Origin of the sequence: Actinoplanes sp. DH11 (genome assembly GCF_020873875.1) — a bacterium.
Classification (GTDB): domain Bacteria; phylum Actinomycetota; class Actinomycetes; order Mycobacteriales; family Micromonosporaceae; genus Actinoplanes.
Genome location: NZ_JAHWGU010000038.1, coordinates 61,003 through 72,003, shown reverse-complemented (window position 1 = coordinate 72,003; position 11,001 = coordinate 61,003). Strand labels below are relative to the sequence as shown.

Annotated in this window: 12 protein-coding genes; 7 read left to right on the top strand and 5 right to left on the bottom strand. The window is 71.9% G+C overall.

The genetic code is table 11. From position 1 onward, the window contains the following. Positions 1-225: 225 nt before the first annotated feature. Complete coding sequence (locus tag LPA41_RS36610) at positions 226-519, bottom strand: hypothetical protein (protein ID WP_229075871.1); 294 nt, start codon at positions 517-519, stop codon at positions 226-228. A gap of 371 nt (positions 520-890) precedes the next feature. Between LPA41_RS36610 and LPA41_RS36605 the strand changes: the two genes are divergently transcribed. Both LPA41_RS36605 and LPA41_RS36600 read left to right on the top strand, forming a co-directional pair. Then, entirely contained in the window at positions 891-3,161 is a 2,271-nt protein-coding gene (locus tag LPA41_RS36605) for a catalase (RefSeq protein WP_229075870.1), read from the top strand. Between the two features lie 289 nt (positions 3,162-3,450). Then, positions 3,451-4,173 (top strand): STAS domain-containing protein, encoded by a 723-nt coding sequence (locus LPA41_RS36600; RefSeq protein WP_229075869.1) that lies wholly within the window; start codon positions 3,451-3,453, stop codon positions 4,171-4,173. Positions 4,174-4,379: 206 nt separating this feature from the next. Here the strand turns inward: LPA41_RS36600 and LPA41_RS36595 are convergent, their stop codons facing one another. After that, positions 4,380-4,586 (bottom strand): DivIVA domain-containing protein, encoded by a 207-nt coding sequence (locus LPA41_RS36595; protein ID WP_229075868.1) that lies wholly within the window; start codon positions 4,584-4,586, stop codon positions 4,380-4,382. A gap of 97 nt (positions 4,587-4,683) precedes the next feature. Continuing rightward, positions 4,684-5,187 carry a BON domain-containing protein gene (locus LPA41_RS36590; protein ID WP_229075867.1) on the bottom strand — a complete coding sequence of 168 codons (504 nt, stop codon included), beginning with the start codon at positions 5,185-5,187 and terminating at the stop codon, positions 4,684-4,686. 177 nt (positions 5,188-5,364) lie between these two features. Between LPA41_RS36590 and LPA41_RS36585 the strand changes: the two genes are divergently transcribed. Further along, the gene (locus LPA41_RS36585; RefSeq protein ID WP_229075866.1) at positions 5,365-5,856 is read left to right on the top strand and encodes a CAP domain-containing protein; all 492 of its coding nucleotides are present in this window, start codon (positions 5,365-5,367) and stop codon (positions 5,854-5,856) included. After that, complete coding sequence (locus LPA41_RS42270; protein ID WP_255691329.1) at positions 5,775-6,284, top strand: DUF899 family protein; 510 nt, start codon at positions 5,775-5,777, stop codon at positions 6,282-6,284. The genes LPA41_RS36585 and LPA41_RS42270 overlap by 82 nt, the downstream gene beginning before the upstream one ends. A 60-nt stretch (positions 6,285-6,344) precedes the next feature. Here LPA41_RS42270 and LPA41_RS36575 read toward each other — a convergent pair whose 3' ends face one another. Then, positions 6,345-7,751, bottom strand: coding sequence for a ricin-type beta-trefoil lectin domain protein (locus tag LPA41_RS36575; RefSeq protein ID WP_374238259.1), 1,407 nt, complete (start codon positions 7,749-7,751; stop codon positions 6,345-6,347). A 373-nt stretch (positions 7,752-8,124) separates the two neighbouring features. Further along, positions 8,125-8,649, bottom strand: a complete 525-nt coding sequence (locus LPA41_RS36570; RefSeq protein WP_229075863.1) for an N-acetyltransferase — start codon at positions 8,647-8,649, stop codon at positions 8,125-8,127. A 111-nt stretch (positions 8,650-8,760) separates the two neighbouring features. On the opposite strand from LPA41_RS36570, the gene LPA41_RS36565 reads away from it, so the two are divergent. The 3 genes from LPA41_RS36565 (at position 8,761) to LPA41_RS36555 (ending at position 10,773) form a co-directional block, all read left to right on the top strand. Then, complete coding sequence (locus tag LPA41_RS36565) at positions 8,761-9,261, top strand: carboxymuconolactone decarboxylase family protein (RefSeq protein ID WP_229075862.1); 501 nt, start codon at positions 8,761-8,763, stop codon at positions 9,259-9,261. Positions 9,262-9,266: 5 nt separating this feature from the next. Beyond that, on the top strand, positions 9,267-10,343 hold the full coding sequence (locus LPA41_RS36560; protein WP_229075861.1) for an NYN domain-containing protein: 1,077 nt from the start codon (positions 9,267-9,269) through the stop codon (positions 10,341-10,343). A gap of 172 nt (positions 10,344-10,515) precedes the next feature. Continuing rightward, the gene (locus LPA41_RS36555; RefSeq protein WP_229075860.1) at positions 10,516-10,773 is read left to right on the top strand and encodes a hypothetical protein; all 258 of its coding nucleotides are present in this window, start codon (positions 10,516-10,518) and stop codon (positions 10,771-10,773) included. Positions 10,774-11,001 lie beyond the last annotated feature (228 nt).

Sequence of the window (11,001 nt, the reverse complement as noted above, 5' to 3'; positions counted from 1 at the left end):
GACATCCGGACCTGGATCGCCGCCTGGAACCAGAACCCACGGCCGTTCATCTGGACCAAGACCGCTGAAGAGATCCTCGAATCACTCGCCCGATTTTGTAGCCGAATTTCTGGCGCAGGACACTAGCAGATCAACATCCTGGCGTGTCTGCGAGCATGCGAACCGGCGGCGAGCTGGCCTCCGGGGACTGACGTGTCTGGCGTGTTCGGTGCCGTCGGGGCGTGCTCAGGCCGTACCCGTGAAATAGCGCAAGCCCTCCTCCCAGCGCGCCCGCCGCTCGTCCGGGGTCTGCTCCCACCAGGGGGTGCCGCGCTCGCCCAGCGCCACCTTCGCCGCCTGCACCCGCACCCGGGCCGGCGCCGGATCCAGACCGGCCCGCTTGGCGGCGCCCACGTCGCGCCGGGCCGCCATCAGCGCCCGCCGCAGCTCAGCGGCTGTTTCGTCCGGGATGGCCGGGTCGGTGGCGCGCCAGCGACGCCCGTCGACGACGATGTACCGCCCGTCCTCGGTGGTCTCCATCCAGCCATGATCACCCGGCGGGGAAGCGGTGGGGGTGCCGTCACCCGGCGGCCGGCTCGGCGGGTGGCCACCGCACCATCCGTTTCCGGCCGCCGTCCGCGCGTACCGCGGGATGTCCGCCTCGCCGTACCGCGGGATGTCCGCCTCGCCGGAGCTGCTCAAGGTCCGCCTCGGCGGGGCGCTGCATGTCCGCCTCGCCGAGATCGGCATACCTCGTCGTCGCTCGGGTAGAGCGAAAAGGTCCGGCATTCCCCAAGGGTGCCGGGTTATTCAACCGATTTTGAGATCATCGCCAATACCGTGTTATCTCGTGGCAAACGGGGTAACGCAACGCCGTCGCTGGACGGATTCGCTCAGGAGGAACAGCTCGTATGGACAGTTCCAAGCCCGGACGTGTGGTCAAGGACGTGGTGCAGGCTGCCGCAGCGAAGGTGGAAGAGATCGCCGACGCCATGACCGACCGAGTGCCCGGAGCTCCCGGGAGCTCCACACCGACGGTCGACGAGCCCACCACGCCGGCTGACCCGCTGCCGCCGAAGAAGGAACAGGGCACGCCGGAGACGGTCACCCCGACCGGTGTCAAGACCGGTCTGCCCGCGCCCGCCAAGTCGCAGCAGGGCGCGTACCTCACCACGGCGCAGGGTGCCCGGCTGCGCGACACCGACCATTCGCTGAAGGCCGGTCCCCGCGGGCCCATCCTGATGCAGGACCACCACTTCCGCGAGAAGATCACGCACTTCGACCACGAGCGGATCCCGGAGCGGGTGGTGCACGCCCGGGGCACGGGGGCGCACGGCACCTTCGTCGGGTACGGCACCGCGTCCGACGTGACCCGGGCCGGCTTCCTCGCCAAGGGCAAGGAGACGCAGGTCTTCGTACGGTTCTCCACCGTCCTGGGCTCGCGCGGTTCCGCCGACACGGTCCGTGACACCCGTGGCTTCGCCACCAAGTTCTACACCGACGAGGGTACGTTCGACCTCGTCGGCAACAACATCCCGGTGTTCTTCATCCAGGACGCGATCAAGTTCCCGGACGTCATCCACGCCGGCAAGCCGCACCCGGACCGGGAGATCCCGCAGGCGCAGAGCGCGCACGACACGTTCTGGGACTTCGTCTCGCTGCACACCGAAGCGCAGCACCACACCATGTGGAACATGTCGGACCGGGGCATCCCGCGTTCCTACCGGACCATGGAGGGCTTCGGCGTCCACACGTTCCGCCTGGTCAACGAGGCCGGCGAGACCACGCTGGCGAAGTTCCACTGGAAGCCGAAGCTCGGCGTGCACTCCCTGGAGTGGGAGGAGGCGCAGATGCTGAGCGGCTTCGACCCCGACTTCCACCGGCGTGACCTGTACGACGCCATCGAGGCCGGCGCCTACCCGGAGTATGAGCTGGGCATCCAGGTCTTCCCGGACACTCCCGAGGAGACGTTCGCCGGGATCGACCTGCTCGACCCCACGAAGATCGTTCCGGAGGAGCTTGCCCCGGTCCAGCCGATCGGCAAGCTGGTGCTGGACCGGACGCCGACGAACTTCTTCGCCGAGACCGAGCAGGTCGCGTTCCACCTCGGCAACCTGGTCCCCGGCATCGACGTCACCAACGACCCGCTGCTGCAGGGACGCCTCTTCTCGTACCTCGACACCCAGCTCACCCGGCTCGCCGGGCCCAACTTCCACCAGATCCCGATCAACCGGCCGCACGCCCCGGTCAACGACATGCTGCGGGACGGCTTCCACCAGCAGGCCGTGCACGCCGGTGTGGCGCCCTACCGGCCGAACTCTCTGGACGGCGGCAACCCGTTCCCGGCCGGTGACGCCCAGAACGCGTTCCTGGACACCCCGGTACGCGTCGCCGAAGCCCCCAAGATCCGCGCCAACCCGGCGTCCTTCGACGACCACTACAGCCAGGTCCGGCTCTTCTGGCTGAGCATGAGCCCAGTGGAGAAGGAACACATCATCCGGGCGTACACGTTCGAGCTCGGCAAGTGCTACGAGCAGGCGATCAAGGAGCGTCAGCTCCGGTGCCTGGCCAACATCGACCCGGTGCTCTGCGAGCAGGTCGCCATCGGGCTCGGCCTGCCCGTGCCGGAGCCGACCATCCCGCTGCCCGAGGTCACCCCGAGCCCGGTGCTGTCCCAGGTCGGCAAGGCCTGGCCGGCGGACGGCCGGATGATCGGCATCGTGGTGGACGCCGAGCGTCTCGACGCGGGTCTCGAACAGCTCCGTTCGGCGATCTTCTCGGCCGGCATGGTGCCGCTGCTGATCGCCGCGCACGGCGGCACCGTCGGCGGGATGCCGGTGCAGCGCACCTTCGCCACCGCGCGCTCGGTCGAGTTCGACGCGCTGATCGTGGCCGGTGCGCCCGTCCCCGCGCCGGACGCCCTGCCGGTCCGGGACGCCAAGGCCGGCGCGCCGGGCAGTGCCGCGATCGACCCGCGGGTGACCCTGCTGGTGGACGAATGCTGGCGGCACGCCAAGGCGATCGGCGCCTTCGGTACGGGCAACGCCGTCCTCGAGGCCGCGGGTGTGGCCGGGACGCCGGGCGTGGTGACCGCCGAGGACGGTGCGGCGGCGCTGGCCGGGCTGCAGCAGCTGCTCGCCCTGCACCGGGTGTGGGAGCGGTTCCCCGCCTCGGTGGCCTGATCCCTGCTCGGTAGTCGGTAGAAGGCGGTCTGCGGGATCTCCCGCGGACCGCCTCTTCATATTCATAGCAGTCTCTTCGTGCTCGCCGGGATCGCCCGTCGGCATGACATTTCGGGTGACAACGCTGTTCTGTTACCGAACTGTCATGATCCCGCCAGGCTGTTGCCAACCAGCTGGGGAAAAGTGGAGTCAGGTCCGCGCGGCGTTCGACGACAGGCGGGTGCCGCAGCGGGCCCCGACCCCAGGAGGCACCTGTGCACACCATCGCCGACTCCAGCCCGGGCCGCTCATGACCGTTGTCACGACCGGTCCCGGAGCGGAAGCCCAGCTGATCTGTGACGAATGCGCGAAGACCACCGTGGTGGACGGTTGTGGTCTGCGCGACGCCGACGTGGTCTATGTGGCCGCGGCCGGCTGGAGCGGCCCGGGATTCGCCCGCGGCCCGCACCGCTGCCCGACGTGCAGCACCATCGTCCACCGCCCGACGCCGGCTACCGAGACGGATCAGCCTGTCCGGGTGCGGTTGACTGTCGAGCACGCGTACGCCGTCGTCCGGGTCACCGGCGACCTCGACGCGGACGCCGCCGCCGAACTGGAAACCGTGCTCGCCGGCGCGGTGCACGCCCGCCGCCAGATCGTGGTGGACCTGAGCGCGGCGAAGAAAGCCGACGCGGCCGGCCTCGCCGCCCTGGTCCGGGCCCGCAACATGGCCCGGCGCCGGCACGGTGAGGTGCTGCTGGCGCGCCCCTCACGGTACGTGCAGATCGTGCTGCGAACCGCCCGGCTGCACCGGGCGTTCCGCGTCTTCGGCACCGTGCAGCAGGCCGTCACCGCCGCCGGCGGGCCGGTCACCGCGGCCGTCCGGCCGGTCGCCGCCGGCGGGCCGGTCAGCTCTGCCGTCCGGCCGGTCGCCGCCGGCGGGCCGGTCAGCTCTGCCGTCCGGTCCGGCACTGCGGCCGGCGGGCCGGTCGCACCGGCGAGGCGCCGGCCCGGCGCGGGCACCCGGCCGTGATCGTCGCCCGCGACACCAGCCGGGTCCGGCGACGATGCACGCCGAAGGGCCGCGCCTGGCTGGGCTGGAGCCTGTTCTCCCGGCATCCGCGCTATTGCCCCGCGCCCGGATCGCGCAGGCCCCGGTCCCGCTGAGCGCCTGATCCGCCACCGCTCACCGCGTGCCGGAGCACCCGGTGAGCGGTGCGGCGGCCTACCGCAGGCGGATCAGCAGGTTCTCCACGGCCTGGTCGACCTCGGCCCGGGCGTACCCCGCGGTTTCCACGGGAAGACGACGCCCTCGAGCTCGTGCCGGGCCGCGGCACGCAGGGAGCCGTTGCCCGAGGCGACGGCCTGTTCGGCCCGGGTGAGCACGTCGTCGACCTGCGCCATGTCATAACCGCGCAGCACGATCGTGAAGACGCCGGTACCCATCGCACATCCTTTCGCCGCCGGCCGGTGGACGGGGCGACACCTACCCGCGCCCCGGCCACCTCACGCGGGCTGTCATCGAACCGTCGCAGAACCGCGATCAGCCGGCGGCGTCCGCCTTGCGCGCCAGCCGGGCCAGCGTCACCGCGGCGCCGAGGAAGGGCAGCACCACGAGCAGGCCGGCGGCACCGAACTCGGGCACCACGACCAGCCACAGCAGCATCGCGACCCCGGCCGTCGCGGCCGCGCCGAACCGGAACGTACTCCCCGGCGAAGCCGCCACCGGCCCACCACGGTCCGCAGGCTCGTCCGCCCACCGGGCGACGATCTCGTCGAACGGCTCCGGTGCCGCGCTCACGTCCGCGGCCCGGGTCAGACGGAGCCGGTTGCAGACGTCCGCGACCCCCGGCGTGGACCGGGCCAGGTCGGCCGCGGTGATGCGGGCGTAGAGCGAGCCCACCGTGCCGGCCAGGTCGACGACCCGGTTCTGCACCTGGACGGTGATGCTCGAACCCAGCAGCCGCGGTTCTTCGAGGATGCGCGTGCTCACCTGATGCGCGAGCCGGGTGTCGGGGCCGTCGTCGTCGGAGGGGGAGCGGAGCACGGGAGCCAGCCTGGCCCAGATTCATGGAGGTTGGCCCGCGGAACGATGACGCTTCGATGACGGCGGCCCCGGCGGGTTGCGGCAACCATACGGCGACCGACGCGCACCGCGCCGGTGATCCGCGAGGCCGGGGCGGGGCCGAACAGAACGGTGCCACCACTACGAAAGGTTCACCTCTTGCGCAACGCTCTCCGCCGCTTCGCCCTGGCCGCCCTCATCGCCCCGGCCGCCGTCGGCGCCGCGCTGATGATCGGGTCCGCCGCACAGGCCGCGCCGGCGACGAGCGGGGAGCGAACCCTGCAGGCTGAGATCAACCACCTGGTCGACGTCGAACGCACCGCGAACGGTTGCGCCGCCCTGACCGTGAACGATCAGCTCACCGAGGCCGCGCGCAGCCACAGCGAGTTCATGGCGCAGACCGGCGACTTCTCGCACACCGGCCGTTCCGGTTCCAGCTTCGTCGCCCGCGCCACCGAGGCCGGCTTCGCCGCGCCGGCGGCCGAGAACATCGCGTGGGGTTACCAGTCCGCCGAGCAGGTCGTGCGGAGCTGGATGGACAGCCCCGGCCACCGCGCCAACATCGTCAACTGCGCCAACAAGGCCGTCGGGGTCGGCGTGGTGTACGCCGCGAACGGCGCCCCCTACTACACCCAGGACTTCGGCTTCTGAACCGAGCGCCAGGAGACCAGCGCCAGGAGACCAGCGCCAGGAGACCAGCGCCAGGAGACCAGCGCCAGGAACCGGCGTTCCAGAGCCGAGCGAACAAGCGATGCCCCAGCCGATCCCCCTGCGGCTGGGGCATCGCCGTTCGCAGAAAACCCGAAAGCCCGGTGTTCCTCACGTACTCCACGACGGGCCGCGGCGGCGAGGTGGCGAACGCGTCGTTCGGGCTGCTCGACATGACGCCGTACGGCCGTGGCGAGGCGTGGGAGGAGAACCCGGAGGGCCGGCCGGAGGGGCGCCACGCGTGCTGGTACTGGCGTACGGACGCCGGCGGCAACGGCGACTGGGGGCCGGCGAGCCGCCCGGTGCCGCAGTGGACCCGCCCCGGCGCGACGCCGGAGCAGACGCTGGGCCGCACCGGTCACCACTGCTGACGCCGGGCCGCGTACCGCCGGGTGCCCTGCGATCGGGCGCCCGGCGGGGTCAGCGACGGATCAGCCGCGACGCCACTTCTGGTTGGCGGTGCCGGCGCAGTCCCACAGCTGCAGCTGGGCCCGGTCGTTGCCGTTCCAGTCCTTGATGTCGACGCACTTGTTGGCCTGCGGGTTCACCAGGTCGCCGGCGGCGCTGAGCACCCACTGCTGTGCCGGGTTGCCGCTGCACGTCACGATCTGCAGGATCACGCCGTTCGCGGTGGAACCCCACGGGATGTCCAGGCACTTGTTGTTGCCGGTGCGCAGGCTGCCGCCGACGGCCTCCCACTTCTGCGCGGCCGAGTTGTTGCACGACCACATCTGCACCAGCACGCCGTCGGCGAAGTTGCCGTCCGGCACGTCCAGGCACTTGTTGTTCCAGTTGCTGACGATCGCCGTGCCGCCACCGCCACCGCCACCGGTCGTGGTCAGGGACAGGCCGTAGACCCCGAGGATCTCGTTGACCGGCTGGAACCACGTGGTGCCGCCGGAGGTGCAGTCGCCGCTGCCGCCGGAGGTGACGCCCTGCGCCTGGTTGCCGGAGATCCACGACCCGCCGGAGTCGCCGGGCTGCGCGCACGCGTTGCTGCGGTGCAGGCCGGAGACCGAACCCTGCTGGTAGTTGATCGTCTCGTTCTTGCCGAGCAGGGTGCCGCAGCGCCAGCCGGTGGTCCGGCCGGACCGGCAGATCGAGCTGCCGATCGCCGCTTCCTGCGAGCCGGCGACCAGCACGTTGCCGCCCGAGTAGTTGTTCACCCACGGCTGGGAGACCCAGTTGCCGTTGGTGCGGACCCAGCCGTAGTCGTTGCCGGGGAACGAGGAGCCGGCGAACGTACCCTGCGCCTGGTTGTTGAAGCCCAGCGTCGGGCTGCCGGTGCCGCCGCAGTGCCCGGCCGTGACGAAGCCGCCGGCGACGGCGAAGCCGATCGAGCACAGCGTGTTGCCGTTGATCACGTACTGGTCGCCGCCGCGGGTGTCCCACAGCGGCTCCGGCCGTTCGGCGCTGGTCCGGACGGTGACCGTCCCGGCGCCGCTGCGCTGGGCGAACCGGCGTGCGGCCGCCTCGGCGCCGGGGGCCGCGGTGACCACGACGGTGTTCGCGGCCGGGTCGGCGTACCAGCCGCGCACCGTGTCCGGCGCCTGGTCGCCGTGCCGGTCCAAGGTGTTCTTGGCCGCGGTGAGGTCGCGTTCGCTGCGCTTCACGACCGTCGCGTCGGCACCGGCGGCGCGGACCGCGGCGGCGTCGGCGGCGCTCGTCACGGCGACGGTGAGACGTGTTCCGCCGGCCGGGATCCAGGCGCCGCCGAAGCGGGCGCCGAGCTGGCGTCGCAGCCGCTCTTCGACGACCGGGGCGGCGGCCTCGGTGGTGAGCCGGTCGGCGATCTGCCGATCGTCGAGGCGCAGGTCACGGCGCATCGCGGCGAGCATGCCGGGGGCAAGGTCGAGCGTGACGGGAGCGGCCGAGGGCTGGGGTGCGGGGGCCGTCGGCTGCGCGGGGGCCGCCGGGTTCGCGGTGGCGGGGCCGGTCAGTGGGTTGAGCGCGACGGCGGTGAGTGCCGCGGTGACGACGATGAGGGCGTTGCGGACGCGACGGGGCACGGGCTCGTCCTTTCACGCACCCGCGTGCGGGCGCACGTCCGGACGGCGACGTGCGGCGAGGGTGCGGCCGGGGGAACGGGGAAGGAGAGCGCTCTCAGAGCGGATTCTTCCCACCGGCCCGCCGACTGTCAACAAACCTCAGCAAAAGATGTACGTCGATCCGTTGTTGCCCTCCGGGTCGGCCCGCACGGTGAACCCCTCATCACCGTTCTTCCCCACGTCGGCTCGGCTCGCACCCCGCCGAAGGCGCGCCCGCCGGTGGGGCGGGGCGAGTCATCAGATGCTCGAGCAGGCCGTCGAACGCGGGATGTGGCTGAGTCTCCGCGGTCATCGTGAACCCGTGCCGCCGGTAGAGGCGCTCCGCCGCGGCGTTCTCCCCGGTCACCCAGAGGTCGACGCGCGGGTGGTCATGCGCCCGCGCCCAGTCGAGCACCTCACTGATGAGCGAGCCGGCGACCCCGCGGCCGCGCCACTCCGGACGCACCCACATGGTGTACAGCTCGACCGCGCCGCCCCGATCGGCGGGCACCCAGGCCCCGACCATGCCGGCGTCGTGCTCGGCGACCACTTTCAGCCCGCGAGCGGGAGCCAGCCAGGCACGCCAGTCGGCTTCGGCGTACCCCTGCTCCTTCGCCCATGAGGATCCGAAAGCGCGCGGCGCGTCGGTGAGCGCGGCCAGCCGCATGTCGCGCCACGTCCGCCAGTCGTCCGGCCCGAGCCGTCGCATCGCATGGTCCTTTCCCGCAGGTGTGGCGACCCTACGAATCGCGGCGTGCACCCGGCAACCGGTATTCGGCGACGGTGGACAACACCCGTGCCGGGATGGTCCGCTGGCACGATGCCGCACATCGATCTTCCGCCGCTGCCCGGCATCGCCGGCCTGCTCGCCACCCGCCCGGACATCGCCGGCCCGCTCAACCAGCTGGCCGAGGCGCTGCTGCGCGGCCCGTCCCCGCTGACGCCCGCGCAGCGCGAGACCATCGCGGCGCACGTCTCCCGCGGCAACGGCTGCGAGTTCTGCGCCCGGACACACGGCGCGGTGGCCGAGGAGCTGGGCGGTGCCGACCCGGCGGACGCGACCTTGCGGCCGCTGCTGGCGATAGCCGATCGGGTACGGGTGGACGGCCGCTCCGTGACCACCGAGGACATCGCCACCGCCCGTGCCGCGGGTGCCGACGACCGCGCCATCCACGACACGGTCCTGATCGCGGCCGCGTTCGCCATGTTCAACCGCTACGTCGACGGCCTGGCGACGGCGCTGCCGGGCGACGACTCGCACTATGCCCGGCACGCCCGGGCGCTGGCCGCCGACGGTTACCTCCGCCCGCCGGTAGGCTGACCCGCGTGGATCAAGAAGAGCGGATCGCCCTGTTCCTCGACTACGAGAACCTCGCGATCGGTGCCCGGGAGCACCTCGGTGGCATGGTCTTCGACCTGCGCCCGGTCGCCGACGCGCTGGCCGAGCGGGGCCGGGTCGTGGTGCGCCGGGCGTACGCGGACTGGTCCTATTTCGACGAGGACCGCCGGATGCTGACCCGATCACACGTCGAGCTGATCGACATCCCGCAGCGGATGGGCACGTCCCGCAAGAACGCCGCCGACATCAAGATGACCGTGGACGCGCTGGAGCTGGCGTTCGAGCGGCAGTACGTGTCGACGTTCGTGCTCTGCACCGGCGACAGCGACTTCACCCCGCTGGTGGACAAGCTCCGGGCGCTCAACAAGCGGGTGATCGGGGTCGGCGTGGAACGCAGCACGTCGGCGCTGCTGCCGCCGGCGTGCGACGAGTTCCTCTTCTACGACCACCTGGACGGTGTCGAGATCCCGCCGTCACGGCCACGGCGCGGCCGCCCGGTGAAAGCGGTGGAGCCGATCTCCCCGGCCCCGGCCGAGCCGACGCCGGAACCGGTCGTCGACGCACCGGCCCGCGACACCGAGACCCTCTCCACGCTCGTCGTGCAGACCGTCTCCGGCCTGCAACGCAGCGCCAGCGGCCCGGTGACCGCCTCCACCGTCAAGCGCACCCTGCTGCGCAAGGACCCCACGTTCAACGAGGCCGACTACGGTTTCCGCGCCTTCGGCGAGCTGCTGCGCCACCTCGCCGGCACCGGCGTCATCGAACTCGGCGACGGCCAGGCCAAGGGCGACCCGGAGGTGTCACTGCCCGAGCACGGCGACCGGGAGGCGGCGTTCGGGCTGCTGAGCACGGTGGTCACCGACCTGGCGGCCGGTGCGGCGCCGGTGGCCCTGTCCGGGCTGAAGAACAAGGTACGCAAGGTGGCGCCCGACTTCAGCGAGAAGAAACTCGGCTACCGCAGCTTCCTCCAGTTCGCCAAGGCCGCGGCGACCGCCGGCTCGATCGGACTGGCCTGGAGCCCGGACGCCGACGACTACCTGCTCACCCCGCCGCGGGAGAGCTGAGCGGCCGTCAGTCCCGGGCCGGTTCGCCGCCCTGCATCGTCGCGGTGTGCCGGTCGAGGATCGCGGTGGTGCGCCGGGAGACCGACATGAATACCGTCATCGCTTCCCCGCGGCGTGCGGCTTTGCTCACCGTGGTTACCGGGGAGTGGCACCGATGCCGCACACTCGGGGCATGTTGATCGTTGCGGGCGTCATCCTGGTGATCGGTGTCGTCGCTCTACTGGTCCACAAGTCCCGGACGGACCGTCGGAGCCCGGTCCAGCGGCAGCTCAAGGAGCGGGACCGCCGGCGCCGCGGTTCGCGCGGCTCGGGATCGGGTGGCGACGGCGGCTCCGGCTCCGACGGCGGCGGTTCCTGGTGGGGCGGCAGCGACGGCGGCAGTGACAGCGGCGGGGGAGACGGCGGCGGCGGGGGCGGCGGCGGCGACTAGAACCGCGCGCCGCGGTGGGCCGAGCTTGCCGCTCAGCCGGTTATATGAGGTCAGCCACCATGTCCGCGGCGTCCGCCACGTGCCGGGTTGCCGGGTGTCCGCAAGGTGCCGGTTTGCCGGGTGTCCGCAAGGTGCCGGTTTGCCGGGTGTCCGCAACGTGCCGGTTTGCCAGGTGTCCGCAACGTGCCGGGTTGCCGGGCGTCCGCCACGTGCCGGGTTGCCAGGTGT